A 19474-nucleotide genomic window follows, 5' to 3' on the forward strand; every position below is an offset into this window, starting at 1 on the left:
CTCCGAAGAGCGGTTCAGGTTCATCGGGAATCTGCCACGCACAGCGTGGCAAGCGCGCTTAGATCAGCGATTTGTCTCAATCAAGGATGATTAAGGATATGAGTCTGACCAGCAGTATTGCGAACATGGAAATGCCGCACTTCTACTTCGAACTGGGACAATTGATTTCCCACACCGGCCACCCACAGTTCGCCAGCGAGATGCTGCAACTGGTGGACAAGCGAGTGCCGGCGGGCCATCTGGTGCTCAGTGAATGGACCCTGGACGAGCGCCAGGCCAGTTCCCTGTCCATTACCCTGTTGGGGCGTGCCGGGCTGCAGAAGGATCTGCCGCTGCCGGAGCCGCCGCGACGTCATGACCCGCTGCTGCACAAGATGCTGGAAATGGACGACTCGCTGCTGATTCAAATGAATGCCCAGGCCCGCAGTGGCCACTCCCGCACCACCGCACATCAATGCCACTTGGTCTCGCGCAAAGCCAATCGCCGCTGTGTCATCGGCCTCTACCGCGACGCCGAGCAGGGCGGCTTTTCCCTCTCCGAGCTGTCGTTCCTCAAGAGCCTGTCGCAAACCCTGCTGCCGCTGCTGGAGCGCCACGCTCAACTGCACCGGCAACAGGCCCTGAAGAACCTGTGCAGCTGGAGTGCCAGGCCCGTCGCTGCGACGCAGCAGAATCCGTTGCAACGGGAGTTCGACGAGCGTCTGTCGCTGGGCGACATCAGCCTCTCGGCTCGGGAAAAAGAGGTGTGCCTGGGGCTGCTCACTGGCGGCACCGTGCCGGAAATGGCCCAGCGCCTGAGCGTCAAGAACAGCTCCGTGGAAACCTATCTCAAGCGCGCCGCCGCCAAGCTCGGGGTTAGCGGTCGTCACGGATTGGCCAAGTGGATGGTCGGCGCCTGAAGTCGCCCCGTCCGCATCAGGATCTGCTGTCACGAAGCTGATCAATGCGTAGCTCCCCACGGACCCTGGCGGCGGACGAACAGAGCATGCGCAACGGCAGCGCCGGCAAAGTGTCGGCGCTGGACGTGGCCCAGGCCCGCACCAGCGCCAGATGCCCAGGATCCGAACAACCTGACCTGCCGGTGGGCGCGTCGCTGCCCACCGGGTTGCCGTCGGGCCGATTGCCGCAGAGCGCGCCTCATGGCTTTTGTGGCTGCGCTTGCGCGCGGTCCTGCGCGGTGACCGAGGTCAGCCGCGCCAGGCGCGGCGCCAGCCATTGCCTGAGGTCGTCCATGCAACTGAAGACCACCGGCACCAGCACCAGGCTCAGCAGGGTCGAGGTGATCAGCCCGCCGATCACCGCCACCGCCATCGGCGCGCGGAACCCGGCATCGGCGCCGCTGCCGAGTGCCGCCGGGAGCATGCCGGCGACCATGGCGATGGTGGTCATCACGATCGGCCGCGCGCGCTCGGCCCCCGACTGGATCAGGGCCTGCTGCCGGGGTACGCCGAGGCGGCGCTTCTCAAGGGTGAACTCCACCATCAGGATCGAGTTCTTGGTGACGATGCCCATCAGCATCAGCAAGCCGATGACCACCGGCAAGTCGATCGCGGCGCCATACAGCAACAACCCGCCAAGCGCCCCACCGACCGACAGCGGCAGCGCGGTGAGGATGGTCAAGGGTTGCAGGAAATCGCGAAACAGCAGCACCAGCACGGCGAACACCATCATGATGCCCAGCCCCATGACCATGCTGAATTTGTCGAACATCTCATTCATGTATTCGGCATCGCCGTACTCGACGTTGCGCACGCCGTCGGGCAGCTGCTGCAGCGCCGGCAGCTGGCCGACGGCGTCCAGGGCCGCGCCCAGGGTCAGCCCGGCCAGATCGGCATCCACCGACACCCGGCGCAGCCTCGCGAAGCGCTCGATCCGCGCCGGCCCGCTGCCATAGCCGATATCCGCCACCGCGCTGAGGGGCAGCACCGTGCCCCGGTCCGTGCTGACGCCGAGGTTGCCCAGGGCATTCAGGTCGCCCTGCTCGATGGCCGGCAGCAGCACCCGGATCGGCACCTGGCGGTCAGGGAAATTGAAGCGCGCGGAACCGGCGTTGATCTCGCCCACGGTGGCGATCCGCGCCACGCTGCCGATGGCCTGGGCACTGACCCCGGCCCGCGCCGCTTCGTCCGCCCGCGGCTGGATCAGCAGTTCCGGACGCGGCAGCGGCTCGTTGACCTGGACGTTGGCGATGCCTTGAATCGCCCGCATGTCGCGCTGCACGGCATGGGCCGCCTGGCTCAGCGCCGCCCCGTCGGGGCCCACCAGGATGATCGAGAGATCCCGCGCCGCGGTTTCGCCACGGAAGGCGTAGCGCAGGTCGGCAAAGCCGTTGAGCAGCGGCCGCAGGGACTGTTCGAAGGCCTTCTGGCCGAGCTCGCGCTGGTCCGCCGGGAGCAAGCGCACGAGCAACTGGCCGCTGGCCACGTCCGTGGCTCCGGAGGCGTCCTCGCCGCCGGCGGTGACGAACACCGAGAGCACCTCGGGGCGCTGGCGAATCTGCCGGGCCATGTCGGCCAGCGCCTTGTCGGTCTGCGCCAGGGGCGTGCCGGGCGGCAGCGAGACGTCGATGCGCGACAGGCTCAGATCATTCACCGGCATGAATCCCGAGGGCAGGAGCGGCACCAGGGCGAACGAGCCGACGAGGAACAGCCCGGCCAGCCCCAGGCTCTGGCGCCGGTGTTGCAGCGCCCACTCCAGCAGTTTCAGGTAGCGCCCCAGCAGGCCACCGGGCGCCACCGGCCGCGGGCCATGGCCCGAGGTCTTGGGCTTGAGCAGGTAGGCGGCGAGCAACGGGGTGACCAGGCGCGCCACCAGCAGCGACGCCAGTACCGCTGCCGAGACGGTGATGCCAAACGGGGTGAAGTACTGGCCGATGAAGCCACCGATGAAACTCACCGGCAGGAACACCGCGACCAGGGTCGCGGTGATCGCCACCACGGCAAAGCCGATGGCGTCGCTGGCATCGATGGCCGCCTGGTAGGGACGCTTGCCCTGGTCCAGATGCCGTTCGATGTTCTCGATCTCGACGATGGCATCGTCCACCAGGATGCCGATCACCAGGGTCAGGGCCAGCAGGGTGATGCTGTTCAGCGAATAACCGAATCCGGCCATGACGGCGAAGGTCGGCAGGATCGACAGCGGCAGGGCAATGGCGGCCACCAGGGTGGCACGCCAGCTCCTGAGGAACACCAGGACCACCAGGACGGTCAGCAGCGCACCTTCGACCAGGGTCATGAGCGCCGCGTCGTAGCTGGCCAGGGTGTAGTCCACCGAGGACGAGATCTGGCGGATCTCCAGCTCCGGGTGCTGTTGCTGCAGGCGCTGGATGACCGTTTCGACCCCGGCCGCGACCCGGGTGTCGCTGGAGCCCTTGGCGCGGAACACCGCGAAGCCCACCACTTCCTCGCCGTCCAGGCGCGCCAGGGAACGGGCCTGGCTGGCGCCGTCGTGGACCCTGGCCAACTCCCCCAGGCGCGCCCAGCGCCCCTCGCCCAGGGCTATCGGGGTATCGCTCAGGGCCTGCACCGTGAGCGCGCTGCCCAGGGTGCGGATCGACTGTTCGCGGCTGGCCAGCTGAGTCCGCCCGCCGGGCACATTGATGTTGCTCTGCACCAGTTGTCCGTTGACCTGCTCGGCGGTAATGCCCAGGGCTTGCAGGCGCTCGGCCATGAGCTCGACCTTGACCTCGCGCTCGACCCCGCCCAGGCGCTGCACTTTCTGCACCCCGGGTACCGCCAGCAGTTCGCGGCCGAGCTGGTCGTCGACGAACCAGGACAGCTCCACCAGGCTTCGCGCGCTGCCCTTCACGGCGTAGTTGAGGATGGCCCCGCCCTCGACGTCGATGCGGGTGATCATCGGCTCCTCGATGGTCTGCGGCAGGTCGGCGCGGATCAGCGCGATGGCATCGCGAATGTCGTTGGCGGCGCGCCCGGGATCGGTTCCGAGCTGGAACTCCACGGTGGTCACCGAAATGCCGTCGGCCACCGTCGAGGTGATATGACGGATGCCGGCCAGGCCCGACACCGCGCGTTCCACCCGCAGGGTCACCGAGTGTTCGAGCTCGGTGGGCGCGGCGCCGACCTGGGATATCAGCACAGTGATCACCGGGAACTCGACCCGCGGGTTGGCGTTGATCGGCAACTGCAGGAAGGACAACCAGCCGCCCACGCTGAGCACCAGGAACAGCACCAGGGTCGGAATCGGCCGGCGGATCGCCCAGGAGGAAAGGCGCAGGCTCATGGTTCCAGCTCCTCGTCGTCGGCTGGCCGGACCTGGTCGCCGTCACGCACGAAGGCCGAGGCCCGGGCCACCACCCGCTCGCCCTCCACCAGCCCGGACAGCACCTGCACCTGGATGCCATCACGCCGGCCGACGCGAATCTGCCGCAGGCTGGCCCTGCCCTCCGGGTCCAGCACCACCACCGTGGCCTGCTCGTCACTGGCAAACGTCAGCGCCCGTTGCGGCAGCACCAGGCTCTGGGCCGGCAATTCAAGGCTCTGGGCCGGCAGCTCCAGGCTGCTGCTGGCAAAACTGCCGGCGCGCAGCTCGGGGTCGGCCGCCAGGGTGATGCGCACCCGACCGCGACGGCTGACGGGGTCGACTTTCGCCGCCAGCAGGCGCACCTGGCCTGCCACCGGGGTCGGCAGTCCCGTCACCTGGACCACCACCCGGGTGCCGACCTGCAGGGCGCGCAAGGCACTTTCGGTCACCTCGCCATCCAGCTCCAGACGGTTGTCGCGGATCAGCCGGAACAGCGGCTCGGCGCCGGCGAGGGCGCCAACCCGGGCATGCCGTTCCGACACCACGCCGGCCACCGGCGCTCGCAGCGTGGCCTTCTGGCGTTGCGCCCGGACGTCCGCCAGTTGCGCCCGGGCCTGGGCCTGTTCGGCCCGGGCCGCCGCCAGGGCGGCCTGGGTGGTATGCGCCTGGGCCCGTTGCTGATCCACTTGCTGGGCGCTGGCGGCGCCGATGCCGCCCAGTTGTTCCAGACGCTGGTGACTGGTCCGGGCCTCGACGCTCAACGCCTGCTGCTGACGAATCAACGCCGTCGCCCGCTCCAGCGCGGCCTCGGCCTGCTGCACCTGGGCATCCAGGGTGGTGGTTTCCAGCTCGGCGAGAACCTGCCCGGCACTGACCCGGTCGCCCTCCTCCACCCGGATCGAGGCCAGGCGCTGATCCTGCAGGGCGGTGCCGACGGCAATCTCTTCCTGGGGCACCAGGGTGCCGCTGATGAAGATGCGCTGCCCGACGCTGCCGGTACGGACCTGCACGCTGCTGACTTTCAGCCCGGGCGGTGGTTCCTGGCTGTGGCTGGCCGGCAGTTGGGTCTGCGGTAACCACAGGGCCAGCAGCGTGCCCGCCAGGGTCAGCAACGTCACCAGCAACAACCTGGGGGTATGTTTGGCCAGGCGCCGCAAGCGCTGGCTGCGACATTGCTCGGCAGTGGGGTCGGTCGGGTTCATGTGTCGGCTACTCAAGGATTCATCTGCGCCCGGAACGCGGGCACCCTGCCCCGTGACCTGAAAGCGGTCCGAGACGCCATGACGCAAGCGGGGCAACGGCCGACAGAGCCGTTGCAAGGTGGCGCTCAACCAGACTCGGGCTGCGGTGGACACAGGAAGCGGCGAATGATCAAGCGCAGCATCGGCTGGTGGGCCCGGGCCTGGAAATCCGCCTCCAGCACCACCCGGGCGATGGCGCCTTCGGTCAGCGCCACCAGCCACACCGCGGCCATCGCCGGGTCCAGGTGCGGGTCGATCTGGCCGGCGGCCATGCCGCGCCGGAGCAAGGCCGCCAGGTCTGCCTTGACCTGCGCATCGTTGGCGGCGAACAACGCCCTCATCTGCGGGTTGCGGGAGGCCTCGGCCGCCACCTCGATACTGATTCGCGCCTGCTGCGGATCACTGGACGCCTGCATCATCGCCAGGGCGATGTGCTCGACGGCGTCCAGGACGTTCTCGGCGGTGTCCCACTGGGAGAACAGGCGCGTCATGGCCTTGCAGTCTTCCTCGGCAATCGCCGCGATGATCGCCGCCTTGCTGGGAAAGTAATGGAACAGGTTGCCCGGACTCATGCCGGCGGCCGCGCAGATCTGCGCGGTACGGGTGGCGTGAAAGCCGTTCTGGGCGAAGCAGGTCAGCGCCGCGCCGAGTATCTGCTGGCGCCGTGCTTCCACCTTGTAGGGATCTACCGTTCTCATTGCCCACCCTGGCGCCACCGGCCTTGCCGGCGCGATTCATAGACTGACTGATCGATCTAGTATTGGGCCGCAGTCCGCTCACTGGCCGACGCTGTAATCGCGCTCGGGTGCCGGTACATGCCGCGATCACAGGCTAGCGCGAGGGTTTTCCGAGAGCTGTAAATCTGTGTGAAAAATAGTGCAGGAATGCATAGGGGAAACGAACAGGGTTAGGCGCAAGCCTGGCGGATGCCGGGAGCAATGCTTGAGGGGAGATGCTTGAGGAGGGAATGCGTGATGAGGAGATAGGGCCAACCCGGCCAGCCAAGGGCAGTAGGCAGTACAACGAAGGCCGGGCGGGCGGGTACCGCGTGTTGCAGCCCGCCCTGACCAGGCACCGCCATGTTGCGGTTCACTGTGATACCTGGCCGGGCGAACGGGGCCCATTCTAGGCATCCGTCCAGACAGCGTATGTAAGAAAATTCTTATTCCTAAACCGCCTGAATCCTCTGCCCCACCAAGACGAAACAGGCCATTTCCAAGAACTGCGCAGTCAACGGGTGCCCGGCACCAGATCGAGAATCTCGTCGATGCCCAGGCAACGGGGTTCCACCTCCAGGGTCCGGCCGTGTTCGAGGATGCCCACCGCCACATCGCGCATGGCCATGTAGGCACTGCGCAACATGTGGTTGGCGTAGATCACCGCGTTGAAGCCGGCCCCTTCCAGCTCGTCGAAACTCAAGTGGGCATAGCTGGTCGGCACGCAGATCAGCGGCACCCGCGGGCAGTGGCGGCGGAACAGCCGGGCGAATTCGAGGATTTCCAGACCGTCCTTTTTCCGGCTGTGAATCATGATCCCGTCGGCGCCGGCGGCGACATAGGCCAGGCAGCGCTCGATGGCGTCGTCCATGCCCTTGTCGAGGATCAGGCTTTCACAGCGGGCGATGATCAGCAGGTCCTCGTGGCTGCGGCTGCTGCAGCCGACGCGGATCTTGTCGCAGAACTCCTCGATGGAGTCCTGAAGCTGGCTCACCGCGTTGCCGAACAGCGAGTTCTTCTTCAGCCCGCACTTGTCCTCGATGACCACGGCCGACACCCCGGCCCGATCGAGCATCTTCACGTGGATCGCGAAATGCTCGGCCTTGCCGCCGGTGTCGCCGTCGAAAATCATCGGCAGCGAGCAGACATCGAAGATCTCGCGAATGCCGTGCAAGCGGTTGCTCGGCGAGAGGATCTCGATGTCCGGCAGGCCCTTGTGGGTCGAGTCGGTCAGGGAGCTGGACCAGATGGCGTCGTAGCTCAGGCTGGGCCCGGCCCCGCGCTCCAGCCGGGATTGTTCGGCCAGCAGCGCGGAGATCGGGCTGTGGGCTTCAAGCACCCGCAGACAGCGCTTGCGGCGCAGCAACTGGCTGAGGTTGGTTCGGCGAATATCAGCGTCCTGCATGGGATTCACACGCCTCTTGTGGTTGGGGAACTCCGGGGTCGCGGCGGCCGGGCCGCCTCAGGGGTGGGTCATGTCCAGGGCCACCACGTACCGGTCGAAATCCGCGGCCGAGACGTAGCCCAGCTGTTGCGCCACTTCCCGCAGGGACTTGCCCTGCTGGTGGGCGGTCTTGGCGATGATGGCCGCCTTGTCGTAGCCGATGTGGCGGTTGAGGGCGGTCACCAGCATCAGGTTCTTCTCGATGTTGGCCTCGATCCGCGCCCGGTTCGGCTCGATGCCCAGCGCGCAGTGGTCGTTGAAGGCGCGGCAGGATTCGGCCAGCAAGGTGATGCTTTCCAGCACGTTGTGCACCATCACCGGCTTGTAGACGTTGAGCTGGAAGTTGCCCTGGCTGCCGGCGAAGGCCACGCAGGCGTCGTTGCCGAAGACCTGGGTGCAGACCATGGTCAGCGCCTCGCACTGGGTCGGGTTGACCTTGCCCGGCATGATCGAGGAGCCCGGCTCGTTCTCGGGAATATCGATCTCGCCGATGCCGCAGCGCGGGCCGCTGGCCAGCCAGCGCACATCGTTGGCGATCTTCATCAGGGCCATGGCCAGGGTGCGGATCGCCGCCGAGGTGTTGACCAGCGCGTCATGGGCCGAGAGGGCGAAGAACTTGTTGCTGCACGACCTGAACGGGTAGCCGGTGAGCTCGGCGATGACCCTGGCGCATTCGTCGCCGAACTGCGGATGGGAATTGAGTCCGGTGCCCACCGCCGTGCCGCCGATGGCCAGGTCGTAGAGGCCGTCGAGGTTGAGCTGGATAGCGCCCAGGGCGTAGTCGATCTGCTCGACCCAGCCGCCGATCTCCTGGCCGAGGGTGATCGGGGTGGCGTCCTGCAGGTGGGTGCGGCCGACCTTGACCACGTCGGCAAACTGCTCGGCCTTGTCGGCCAGGGTGTCGCGCAGGAGCGACACGCCCGGCAGCAGGGTTTCGTGGATCTCGCTGACCACCACCATGTACATGGCCGTGGGAAAGGTGTCGTTGGACGACTGCCCGCGGTTGACATGGTCATTGGGGTGGATGGGTTGCTTGCTGCCCAGCTCGCCGCCGAGCATCTCGATCGCCCGGTTGGCGATCACTTCGTTGGCGTTCATGTTGGACTGGGTGCCGGAGCCGGTCTGGAACACCACCAGCGGGAAGTGTTCGTCCAGTTGCCCGCTGATGACTTCGTCCGCGGCCTTGACGATGGGCTGGGCGATGGCTTGCGGCAGCTCGCCAAGCTTGAGGTTGGCCAGGGCCGCGGCCTTCTTCAGGATGCCCAGGGAGCGGATCATCGGCGCGCCCCACTGGAAGCGCGCACGGCCGATGGGGAAGTTGTGGATGGAGCGCTCGGTCTGAGCGCCCCAGTAGCGGTTGGACGGTACAGCGATGGTCCCCATCGAGTCGGATTCATGACGCATGTTCAAGGTGCTCCAGTGGTTGGCGCAAAGCGCGATCAGTTCAGGGTTGCCGGGCAGGCGCCCTGCCCGGCGGGGTGCACGGGCGCCCTACTCCTTGAGTACGGAAGCCATTTTTTCCAGGTGCGCGCAGGCCCGCACCACGTACTCGTCGGACAGCGCGGCGATGCGCCGGTAGTCGATCTGCTGGCCGGTGGCCTGGGTATAGAGCCGCAGGGCCTCGGTGGCGTGGCGGAAGTGCCGGGCCTCGACGGCGCCGCAGTGAACGCTGAGGAAGCCGGCGATGCGGTTGGCCTCCCCCGCCGGATACCCGCAGGACTCGCGCAGCCAGTTCTTCCACAGCGGGGTCATCAGGTTGTATTCGCCGGTATTGAACAGCTCGGTCAGGGCCATCATCTCCAGGGCTTCCACCAGGTTCGGCGCCAGCGGGCGCTTCGCCCCGACCCAGGTGGAGAACTCCTTGGTGATGGGGTTCAGGTACTTGTCCTGCAGGCGCCAGTTGTCCGAGCCGCAGATGGCCGAGGCCATGCGCTGGTAGAGCTTGGAATGGTGGGGATGGCCGTGCATTTCACCGAGGCCGACGTCCTCGACGATGATCTCGCCGCAATGCCGGGCCGCCGCCAGCAGCTTGAGCTGGTTGTCGTCGCCGGGCAGCTCCGCGGATTCCTGCAGCAACCGCACGATGATGCTCGACACCGCATGGGCGGCGCCGTCGGGGCTGCGCCAGCCGCAGAAGAAGGTGCACAGCGAATCCTCGGACCACGGGCGGGAGGTCATGCGCTGGTAGGTCAGGCAATAACCGTCCAACAGGCCGGGGTTGTTTTCAAAGCCGGTAAGCAGGGCTTCCACCAGATTGCGGTCCTCGACATCCACCAGTGCCTGATGCACATAGCCGATGAACGCCTCGCGGGAACTCTCCATGTTTCTCTCCTGTATTGACTCTTGGGTTCACGGACAACAAGCCAGGCGTCGCCGCCCCGGGCCTCTGGACGGGCTCGGGAAGCGCGATAACGCGGTGGCAGATGCGGGTGACGGCGGCGCTAATCCATGACGATCGCCGACATGAACTGGGCGAAGCGGCTCAGGCCTTCGATCAGTTCCTGGTACTCGACGGCGTAGGAAATGCGGATGCAGTGAGGGTCGCCACAACCGGAGCCGGGGACCACGGCAATGTGTGCCTCGGTCAGCAGCAGGTCGGCGAGGTGGTCGACGTCGCGGATCGGCTGGCCGCGGTAGTAGCCGCCCAGGCGCGAAGCGATGTCGATGTACAGGTAGAACGCTCCCTCCGGCGGCGCATAGCGGATGCCTTCCAGACGATCCAGGTAGGTGCGCGCGGCGTGCAGTTGGCGCTGCAGGAACGGATTGACCTGGTCGGCGAACTGCGTCGAGTCGGCATTCAAGGTATTGAGCGCGGCGTATTGCGACAGGCTGCTGGGGTTGGAGGTGGTGTGGCCCTGAAGGTTGTGCATGGCCGCGATCACCGGCGCCGGGGCGCAGGCGTAGCCGACCCGCCAGCCAGTCACCGCCTGGCTCTTGGAGAACGAGTCGATCAGCACGGTCTGGGCCTTGAGCGCCGGGAACAGCGCCAGGATGTTGTGGTGTTCGTGGGGTTCGCGCACCAGGCCGCGATAGCACTCGTCGAACATCACCCACAGCCCGCGCTCGAAGGCCAGCTGGGCGATCGCCAGCAGTTGCTGCCGCTGATAGACGGTGCCGGTGGGGTTGTTCGGGGTGTTGATGACGATCATCCGCGTGCGTTCGCTCAGCGCCCCCTGCACCGCTTCCAGGGTCAGCCGGTAGTCGTCGTCGCGGGTCGGCACCAGTACCGGGGTGGCGCCCGCCAGACGGATCTGGGTGGGAAAGGTTTCCCAGTACGGGCTCGGCACTATCACCTCGTCACCGGGGTTGAGCAGCACCATGCAGGCGTTGTACAGGGCCTGCTTGGCCCCGGCGGTGACCGCCACTTCATTGGCGGCGAAGGTCACGCCGGTGCGCTGGCTGACCCGCTGGGCGAGCTTCTCCCGCAGGGCCGGCAGGCCGATGGGCGGGGTGTAGCGATTGCGTGCGTTCTCAATGGCTTCGATGGCCCCGGTACGCATGTCCTGGCAGGCATCGAAGGACAGTTCACCGGCGGCGAAATTGATCACCTTGACCCCGCTTTCCTTCAGGGCGTTGGCTTTGCTGCGCATGCTGGATGTGCCCGGCGCGCTGAGGCCCAGGGCACGGTTGGACAAAGACAAGCGGCTTGCAGTGGCTTCGCTTTTATTCATGTTGTTACCTGCGAAAACGATCTGGAAGCAAGGCGCCCCGGAGTCGGGAAAACACCTTGCGCAGCCAACCCGGCCAAGGCCCCCAGCCAGGTCTTCTTACATTCTGATGACAGTCGCAAACACCGGCCAATACCGATTGCGTCGTGATTGATACTGCAAAAGTAAGAAATATCTGATGGCTGCGAGGCCCCTGCCACGCGCCCTTACGCAGAACGCATCAGGCCCGGGCAGAACAGCCCCGGGCCTGATGTTTTCTGGCGCGACAGCGGGTTCAGGAGGCGCTGGAAACGGATCTCGCGTCGGCGTCCATGCCCCGTTGCACGTACCAGGACAGGGGCAGCGTCAGCAGCAGCGTGGCGGACAGGGCCATCACCGCCAGGGGTATCCCGGTGACATCCCCCAGGCCGCCGAACAGCACCGGAGCCAGGGCCCCACCGCCGATGGTGCCGGTGTAGAACAGCGAGAACGCCTGTTCGCGCTTGCCGGCGCCGGCCAGGTCCGGCACCGCGCCATACAGCACCGAGGACGTGCCGTTCAGGGCCAGGCCCAGCAGCGGCAACATCAGCATCAGCCCGCCATAGGGCAGGAACACCGCCAGCACGATCAGGCTGGCGGTGGTGAACTCGGTGATCCACACGGTTTTCATCATGCCGATGCGCGCGCCGAGGTAACCGCACAGCAACTTGCCGAAGGCACCGCCGACGAACAGCAGGGTCAAGGCCAGGCCGATACCGGCGGTGCCGGCGCCCTTGGCCTTGAGCAGGAACGGCAGGAAGGTCAGAAAGCCCATGCGCACCGCGCTGTCCAGGGTGCCGGTGAGGATCAGCGCGCGCATCCCGCTGGCCGAGCCCTGGCCCTTGACCGTCTTGGGCGCTTTCTCGCTGATGGCCAGGGTGCTGGCCCGGGAGGGAATCAGCCACCACAGCAGCAGCGCGGCGGCCAGCCCCAGAAGACCGATCAGGGTGACGCTGGCGCGCCAGCTGATCAGGGTCAGCAACAGGCCCACCAGGCCCGGGACCAGGGTCTTGCCGATATCCCCGGCGAAGTTGTACTGGGACAGGGCCTCCTTGACCCCGCCACCGGCTTCATGGGTATCGGTGATCAGCGAGGAGGCCAGCGGGTGCTGGGTACTGGCCCCCAGGCCACCGAGCAGCAGTGCCAGCAGCAGCATGCCCAGGCCTGCGGCCTGCCCCGCCAGCAGGTAGGCTAGCCCGGCCAGAGCGGTGCCACCCACCAGCAGGCGCTCGCGCCCCCAGCGCCGGGCGGCGCGACTGGCCAGCAACTGGAAGCCGGCCATCATTCCGGAATAGACCCCACGCAGCAGGCCGATCTGGGCATAGCTCATGGCGAACTGCGCCTGCCAGATCGGCAGCAGCACATAGATCACGTCGGTCAGGCCGTCATGCACCGCATGGGCGCTGCAACCGGCGAACAGGGAGCGACGACGCACGCTGGCATCGCTCATTGGCGCGGCCTCCAGGGAGGCGCTGTGTTTCAGATCATTCATTGTCGGCCAGGTTGCGAGGTGGGAAAGGAAGCGGGTCAGTCACAGGATAGGCAAGCCGGAGCCGGCCACAACCCCGCTTGCGGGGCCGGGCCGGCGCCCCCTCAGCGCAGTGCCTGGGCGCAGTCGCGCATCACCCGCGCCTTGCGCTGCAGGTATTCGGCGAAGATTTCCCGCGCGGCCTGCGGGTCGACCTGCACCTGCATGGCCTCGACGAACTCGTTGACCGCTGCCACCGCATGGGCGAAGTGGTTGCTCTCGGTGCCGCCAGTGTGGACGGTGACCCAGGCCACAGTGGTGCGGGCCTTTTCCGCCGGCACGCCCATGTCGCGGACGAACCACTGCTTGTACAGCGGATGGATGTACTCCACCTCGCCGTGGGTATAGACCTCGTGGACCAGAGTGGTCAGCAGGCCTTGCAGCAGGTCCCGGTCGCGCAGGCGGCGGAAGTCGGTCCAGTCCTTGAACGCCTGGGCCGAAGGCAGGCAGTTTTCCTTGAGCAGCCACCGATCGTCGCCACAGATGGGCGTGGCCATGTTGTAGAACAGGTCCGAGTGCAGGGTGTTGCCCAGCGCGCCCAGGTCTTCGTCGGTGATCCGCTGCAGGCTGCCGCAGGCCCGATAGAGGCCCTCGGCGGCTTGCGAACCCTGCTCGGAACGGGCCAGCAAGGTGATGCGATTGGCCAGGCCGGAGACGCTGGTGGCGGAGTTGTTGGTCTTCGACCAGCTGGCGAAGAACTTGCGCAGCACCGCCGGTTCGTGGCGGCGCGAGGTGAGCTTCTCGAAAGCATTCTCGATGTCCAGCAGAGCGTTTTCCTCGCTCCAGAAGGCTTCGAACAGCGCATGCTTCAAGACACTGGCCGGCATGTCGTTCAACACAGGTTCGACGATCTTCAGCAATTCGCTCTGCCGGGTCAGTACGTTATTCATGGTCACCTCACGTATTCCTTGTTGGATGATGAATCAAGCGGGTTCAGCGGCCCAATGGCGGCTGGCGTTTCGGGTTTGAGGGGCTTCCAGCCGCCCCACGCGATCAACAGCGACAGCAACTGGAAGACCACGATCAACGCCACGCAGCCCTGCCAGCCCCAGCGACTCCAGAGCAAGGCCGGGATCACGGCGCCGAAACTGCCTCCCAGGTAATAGAACGTCAGGTACAGGCCCACCGCGCCGGCCTTGTTGTGGCCAGCGGTGGCGGTGGTGAAGGCGTTAGCCGCGGCCTGGGCCAGGAACACCCCGGTGGAACTCAGGGCCAGGCCCAGCACGATCAGCCACAGCGAGGGCAACAGGGTCAGGGCCGAACCGCTGACCCCGAGCAGGGCCGCGGCGACCAGCAGCTCGGCCTGGGGTCGGGACTTGCTCAGGCGCCCGGCAATCGGAATCACCACCAGCGCCAGGAGGAACACGCTGTAGATCGCCCCCAGGGCCGCGGCGCCCAGGTCGAACGGTGGCAGGCTGAGGTAAAGCCCGGCATAGGTGAAGGTGGCCACTTGCGAGAACAGTACGCAGAAGCCCACGCCGTAGGCCGCCAGCAACGGCCGGCGGCACAGTTCGCGCAGGGCGCCCAGGCGGCTCGGCCGGCTTCTGGCAACCGGCGCCGGATTGGCCGGCAGCAGGTAGTGAATGGCCACGCCGATCAGCAGGCTCAGGCCCGCTAACAAGGCAAAGGCCTCGCGCCAGCCGACGTATTCGGTCATGAAGCCGGTGACAAAACGTCCGGCGAAGCCGCCCAGCACGGTGCCGGCCACATACAGGCTGGTGACTTCGGTGACGGTGCCGCCACTGAAGCGATCACCGATGTAGGCCACGCTGGTGGCGAACACCACCGGGATCAGCATGCCTTCGACGAAGCGCCAGAACAGCAACTGGGCAAAGCTGCCGGCACAGGCTGCGAGCAACGCCGGCAGCGCCAGCAACAGGGACGCCAGGACCATCACCGAACGCTGCGGGAAGCGGCCGGTGAAACGACTGACGAAGGGCGCGGTGATGGCCACCGCGAGGGTGGTCACGGTAATGCTCCAGCCGGCCTCCCTGATGCTCACCGCAAAGCTCTGGGAGAACTCCTGGAGAATGCCCTGGGTTGCATACAGGTTGAGAAAAGCCGCACAGCCACACAAAAACAGGGCAATGCGAGCACAATGCTGGCGCGGGTTCATGAAACCTCTCGTTTTCTGACGAAAGGCCTTTATAAAATACGCCGCCGATCCAAGACCAATACCGATTTACGACCGATCAATACCCAGGGAACCGGATGCTCGATCTACGCAGATTGCGTTACTTTCTGACCGTTGCCGAAGAGCTGCACTTCGGCCGCGCCGCCCTGCGCCTGCACCTTGCGCAACCACCACTGACGCGGCAGATCTCGGCACTGGAAGCCGAGCTCGGGTTTCGCCTGTTCGATCGCACCAGCCGCACCGTTAGCCTCACCGCCCAGGGCCGGCACTTCCTGCCTTATGCCCGGGCAGTGCTGGAGCAGGTGGACCTGACCCAGGTCATGGCCGGCAAGCTGGCCAAGGGTTGCGCCGGACAACTGGCCCTGGGCTACGCCAGCTCCATTGCCCTCTCGGACCTGTTCAGCCAGGCGATCCAGGCGTTCGCCCAGCGTTTCCCGGACGTGCAACTGACCCTAGTCGAAGGTGCGTCGGTCAGCCAGTGGTCGCAGATTGTCGACGGACGGATCGATATCGGCATGGGCCGGATGCGGCCGCCCTGCGAACAGAGCGAAATCCAGGCCCTGTCCCTGGGAGACGAACCCCTGGTGGCGGCCATCTCCAGCGACAGCCCCCTGGCCGCCCAGGATCAGGTGACCCTGGCCGAGCTCAGCGAACATCCGTTGATCCTGTTTCCCGCCGACTACGGCTCGGGGCTCAACGAAGCGATCGAACAACTCTACCGGCGCAACAGCCTGCCTCTACGCCCCGGCCCCAGCGGCCGACAGATCACCTCAATCATCGCCCTGGTGGCGGCCGGCCAGGGCATTGCCCTGGTGCCACGCTGCACCCAGACCCTGGCGAAAAAGGGCGTGACCTACCGCCCGCTGACGGACCCCGGCGCCACCGCGCAACTGCTGGTACTGACCCGCAGGCAGGGGCGCAGCCAACTGGTGGAAGCCTTCATGGGGGTGCTCGATGAACTGCTGCAGGCGCAGCCGGAGACGGCCGGACGCTGATCCGAGCGCGCCGAGCCCCGGGCGGCCCTGAAGCACATCGGCCGAATGACTGGCGCTCGGTGCCGGCGAACACGCCACAGGCCAGCGGGCCGCTATCCGCACCCGCTAGCGGCAGACTACCCGGGCCTCTGCCCTGCCCTGGGCAATCATCAGATCGTTGCCATGGGCGTCGTTGCCGACAAACTCGTGGCTCTGGGCATACAGCTGCCGATAGGCCCGGCCGTCGTAACGGTAGTAACTCACGTACTGCTCCCCGGCACTGACTCGGGCCTGGGTCATCAGGTCCGGCAGGCCGTTGCAGGTGGTTGCCAGCACCGCCACCGGGCCATCCTCGACTGCCAGCAAGGGTTCGGGGGGCGTCTTGCGCGCCAGGAACAGCCATTGATCCGAATTGACCTGATTGCCGCTCAGGCCACAGCTGACCAGCAGCAAAGGGCCCTGGGGGCCGCGGCAGGTCTGGGCATTGACCTCGCTCTCGGCACAGGTCGCGCTGATGGCGTTGGCGGCATCGGGCCCCAGCAGCGCCAGCGCCTGGCTGACAGGAGTCTGCCGCGGGTCGGCGCTGCACAGCCCCTTGCCGCGGGGCCATTGGCGCCGGGCACCGAGGTACACCGGCGCCAGAACGGCAATCACCCGATCCAGCTCCCGCGCCAGGCACTGGGTGTCACGACAGCGACCGATCGCCCGCTGCTGCCGGGCGATCTGCTCGTCGAGCTGCCAGGGGGTGTAGACCATCGCGAGAGTGGCGTGCTGGAGAAAGCGTGCCTTGAACAGCTTTTCCACCAGCGCCCCATTCTCGCAAGTGCCCGCTGGCAGCGCCTGGCGCGCATCCGCGGCGCTGCGCTGGGCTGTCTCGTCGCCCGCGAACCCCAGCGCGTCGATATCCGCACAAGGCTTGAGCAACAACTGCGACGAGAGGTAACCGCCAGTGGCCTGCTCACTGCGCGGTATCAGCCGCTTGCCATCGGCCCAGGCCGGTGCGGCCAACGCCAATACCCAGGCCCAGATCAACAACATCATGTTGCGTTTCATTGCGGCATTCCCGTCCATTGATTTGACAAGCGCTTTGGCGTGGTATCAGCCGGACGGCGAAACGCTACTGTCGAGTGTGCGAGCCAGGTCCAGGTGCATGGCGAAGAGTTCGTCGACATTGACCACAGTGCGGTGGCTGTGCTGGACCGAGCCTTCACGGGTCCAGAGAAACGGGTAGAAGGAAAAGCACTGATTGGCACTCAGTGCCTGCACATCACGCTGCCAGTCATCCCAACGCAGGCCCTGGTAGAACACGGCCAACTGGTCGCTCAGGGCCCAGGCGAGAAAGTCGCTGTAGCCCACCTCCAACGGTTCCCACTGCAGCGTATCGGGCGCCCAGTAGTACATCGCCCCCACATCGGAGCCCAGACCGCCACCATTGATGGCAAAGAACCCTCCTGCAGCGTCGTCAGCCACCAGCAAGGCCGCCTGTACGCGGTCGTCATTCCAATCGACAAGATTGCGCGACAAGTGCCGATGCCCCGAGCCCAGCACCCGCAGCCAGCCGTGGTCGATGAGCAACCCGCCGGTTTCGTAGGCCATCGCTCCCAAGGTTGATCGAGTCGTGACTTGCAGCGCAGACAGCACCCTGGCGTTGTCGCTGGATGGAGGCAGTAACTGATGGTTCAGACTGGCTTCTTCGAGCATGGCCTTGAGCAAGGGCAACGCAGAATCGCCGCTGTCTATCAGATCTTCCAAGCTTTTCATCGACCGTTCCCTGGAAAAAGGAACGGATTATATCCACTTGGATGCAGAGGCGGAGCGAGTCATTTAGCTGGGTTATCAGCGCGTCAGCAGCGCCTTGTGCCGATCTGCCAGCTCTCCTGAACCGGCAACCGTGCAAAGCATTTTCAGAATCTTTTCATCACTGCCCGGAAGTGACTGAAACTGCTTCATGAGCTTTTTCAACCACCTGACGCCTTGGTGCGGCTTCCGGGGCTCAAGCCAGCGAGGCAAGCGACTCGCGCGCACCACCGCTGACGATTCTGAAAAGGAGGGAGGTATGTGTGGGGAGGTGGGAGCTTTGGCACCAGTGGGGAGGTCGGTGGGTTAAAGCGGGTCTAAATGGTTTGAGCTGAGTCGGGCCAGGCAGGACGGGGGCTGCCGACCAGTTGGGGCACTCAGTGATGAGTCAGACAGTGCCGAAACTGGCGCGAATCAAAAAACGATGAAAAATAAACAAAGAGCCCGCTTATTGCGGGCTCTTTGGCACTAGGGGCATGACTATAGCCAGCCCCCAGCCCACACAACACGGCCGATGATTTCCAGATCATCAAGGTGTTCCTTCGTTACAGTCATCACTTGATAGGCCGTATTGGCGCTGATGACAGCGATACCTCCACCTATCTGACGCTGCAAGCGCTTGGCATAAAGGTGGTCGTCAAGCCTAACAACATAGACAGCCTCCCCCTCCAATGACGTACGACTATGGTCAATCAGCACTGTATCGCCGTCGCTCAGCAGACCCTCCATAGAATCACCGTCAACGCGGATAGCTGAAAGATTGGACGGACTGAGCCCCTGCTTGCGCAAAGAGTAAGTAGTGAAGGCGAGGCGAGTCAGGATTCGAGCATCGTCGGTCCAGGCCCCATGCCCCGCGCTGCACTTCGCGTCATAGAGCGGTATGTAGCTATACGTAGCGTCCTCTATGACTAGCTGTGGGCGCTCGCTTTCGCCAAATGCTAGCCATATGGGCGATACACCGGTTGCTTGGGCGATCTGCTCAAGCCTATCCAATGTCGGGTATGTATCGCCGCTCAGATAACTGCGTATAGCTCCCTCTGAAAGACCCACGTCACGCGCAAATGCGCGTGCAGCCCTTCCTCCCATAGCCTCTTTAAGCCGCTCGCGGAAGCATCCGATTGCACCAGCTGGAATCGGATGCTGCGTATTTGGAGCATCCGTTTTATCCGATTCCTTGTAAGCCATTGATTTCTCTACGTTATATATTTTTTCGTGCATTTGGTGCATAAAAAAGAATCGGATGCTCTTTTTTCCGATTGATATGCACATTTATCCGCGCTATGTTTATGTCCTAGGAAACGTTAGACACCCCAAAAAAACCACCCTGCCAGGTGGTTGTAAATGGACGCCGACATGAACAAAGCCGAAATACCGTCTGATCCGACCCAGCGTTGGGAATGGATCAAATACCAATTACGTGCTCGCGGTACATCACTGGCCAAGCTATCTCGCGAGCTGGATGTTTCAGGCCAAGCCCTCAAGAACACAAAGCGCATCGCCTATCCACGTATGGAGAGAGCTATTGCAAAAGCTTTGGGTTTAATGCCAATCGACATCTGGCCCGAGCGCTGGAACACCGATGGTAAGCCTCATCGAATCTGCCCGAACCGTGCAGAACGCAGAGCAGCCAGTAATCAAGATCATAACTCACTCTATGTCCTTCGACACTGTAAAGCCGTGGCGGGGGTGTGAAC

Annotated in this window: 17 protein-coding genes; 3 read left to right on the top strand and 14 right to left on the bottom strand. The window is 65.1% G+C overall.

The features are described 5' to 3' along the window. Window positions 1-98: 98 nt before the first annotated feature. Window positions 99-899 carry a helix-turn-helix transcriptional regulator gene (locus BLV47_RS19185; RefSeq protein WP_092316184.1) on the top strand — a complete coding sequence of 267 codons (801 nt, stop codon included), beginning with the start codon at window positions 99-101 and terminating at the stop codon, window positions 897-899. A gap of 238 nt (window positions 900-1137) precedes the next feature. On the opposite strand, the gene BLV47_RS19190 is transcribed toward BLV47_RS19185, so the two are convergent. The 10 genes from BLV47_RS19190 to BLV47_RS19235 all read right to left on the bottom strand — a co-directional run bounded on the left by BLV47_RS19190 (window position 1138) and on the right by BLV47_RS19235 (window position 14991). Next, window positions 1138-4239 carry an efflux RND transporter permease subunit gene (locus BLV47_RS19190; protein WP_092316186.1) on the bottom strand — a complete coding sequence of 1034 codons (3102 nt, stop codon included), beginning with the start codon at window positions 4237-4239 and terminating at the stop codon, window positions 1138-1140. After that, complete coding sequence (locus tag BLV47_RS19195) at window positions 4236-5462, bottom strand: efflux RND transporter periplasmic adaptor subunit (protein ID WP_092316188.1); 1227 nt, start codon at window positions 5460-5462, stop codon at window positions 4236-4238. The genes BLV47_RS19190 and BLV47_RS19195 overlap by 4 nt, the downstream gene beginning before the upstream one ends. A 125-nt stretch (window positions 5463-5587) precedes the next feature. Continuing rightward, on the bottom strand, window positions 5588-6199 hold the full coding sequence (locus BLV47_RS19200) for a TetR/AcrR family transcriptional regulator (RefSeq protein WP_092316190.1): 612 nt from the start codon (window positions 6197-6199) through the stop codon (window positions 5588-5590). Window positions 6200-6731: 532 nt separating this feature from the next. Further along, the gene (gene aepX, locus BLV47_RS19205) at window positions 6732-7622 is read right to left on the bottom strand and encodes a phosphoenolpyruvate mutase (RefSeq protein ID WP_092316192.1); all 891 of its coding nucleotides are present in this window, start codon (window positions 7620-7622) and stop codon (window positions 6732-6734) included. Window positions 7623-7679: 57 nt separating this feature from the next. Next, window positions 7680-9065 (bottom strand): class II fumarate hydratase, encoded by a 1386-nt coding sequence (gene fumC, locus BLV47_RS19210; RefSeq protein WP_092316194.1) that lies wholly within the window; start codon window positions 9063-9065, stop codon window positions 7680-7682. A gap of 87 nt (window positions 9066-9152) precedes the next feature. Continuing rightward, on the bottom strand, window positions 9153-9983 hold the full coding sequence (locus BLV47_RS19215; protein ID WP_092316196.1) for a hypothetical protein: 831 nt from the start codon (window positions 9981-9983) through the stop codon (window positions 9153-9155). A 119-nt stretch (window positions 9984-10102) separates the two neighbouring features. Next, window positions 10103-11332 carry a pyridoxal phosphate-dependent aminotransferase gene (locus tag BLV47_RS19220; protein WP_092316198.1) on the bottom strand — a complete coding sequence of 410 codons (1230 nt, stop codon included), beginning with the start codon at window positions 11330-11332 and terminating at the stop codon, window positions 10103-10105. Window positions 11333-11603: 271 nt separating this feature from the next. After that, complete coding sequence (locus tag BLV47_RS19225; protein WP_092316200.1) at window positions 11604-12839, bottom strand: MFS transporter; 1236 nt, start codon at window positions 12837-12839, stop codon at window positions 11604-11606. A gap of 101 nt (window positions 12840-12940) precedes the next feature. Then, entirely contained in the window at window positions 12941-13765 is an 825-nt protein-coding gene (locus tag BLV47_RS19230; RefSeq protein WP_092316202.1) for a hypothetical protein, read from the bottom strand. A gap of 2 nt (window positions 13766-13767) precedes the next feature. After that, window positions 13768-14991 carry an MFS transporter gene (locus BLV47_RS19235; RefSeq protein ID WP_092316204.1) on the bottom strand — a complete coding sequence of 408 codons (1224 nt, stop codon included), beginning with the start codon at window positions 14989-14991 and terminating at the stop codon, window positions 13768-13770. Between the two features lie 95 nt (window positions 14992-15086). Between BLV47_RS19235 and BLV47_RS19240 the strand changes: the two genes are divergently transcribed. Then, window positions 15087-16004, top strand: coding sequence for a LysR family transcriptional regulator (locus BLV47_RS19240; RefSeq protein WP_060838443.1), 918 nt, complete (start codon window positions 15087-15089; stop codon window positions 16002-16004). 105 nt (window positions 16005-16109) lie between these two features. Here the strand turns inward: BLV47_RS19240 and BLV47_RS19245 are convergent, their stop codons facing one another. From BLV47_RS19245 to BLV47_RS19255, 4 genes are all read right to left on the bottom strand, one after another. Continuing rightward, window positions 16110-17036, bottom strand: a complete 927-nt coding sequence (locus BLV47_RS19245) for a hypothetical protein (protein ID WP_244168911.1) — start codon at window positions 17034-17036, stop codon at window positions 16110-16112. Window positions 17037-17081: 45 nt separating this feature from the next. After that, on the bottom strand, window positions 17082-17744 hold the full coding sequence (locus BLV47_RS19250) for a DUF2625 family protein (RefSeq protein WP_092316208.1): 663 nt from the start codon (window positions 17742-17744) through the stop codon (window positions 17082-17084). Window positions 17745-17819: 75 nt separating this feature from the next. After that, a complete protein-coding gene (locus BLV47_RS36765) occupies window positions 17820-17945 on the bottom strand; it encodes a hypothetical protein (protein WP_279626586.1) in 126 nt (41 codons plus the stop codon). Window positions 17946-18260: 315 nt separating this feature from the next. After that, complete coding sequence (locus tag BLV47_RS19255) at window positions 18261-19007, bottom strand: XRE family transcriptional regulator (protein WP_341865634.1); 747 nt, start codon at window positions 19005-19007, stop codon at window positions 18261-18263. Window positions 19008-19121: 114 nt separating this feature from the next. Between BLV47_RS19255 and BLV47_RS19260 the strand changes: the two genes are divergently transcribed. Then, window positions 19122-19472, top strand: a complete 351-nt coding sequence (locus BLV47_RS19260) for a helix-turn-helix domain-containing protein (protein ID WP_244168912.1) — start codon at window positions 19122-19124, stop codon at window positions 19470-19472. Window positions 19473-19474 lie beyond the last annotated feature (2 nt).

The organism is Pseudomonas saponiphila (assembly GCF_900105185.1).
Lineage (GTDB): Bacteria > Pseudomonadota > Gammaproteobacteria > Pseudomonadales > Pseudomonadaceae > Aquipseudomonas > Aquipseudomonas saponiphila.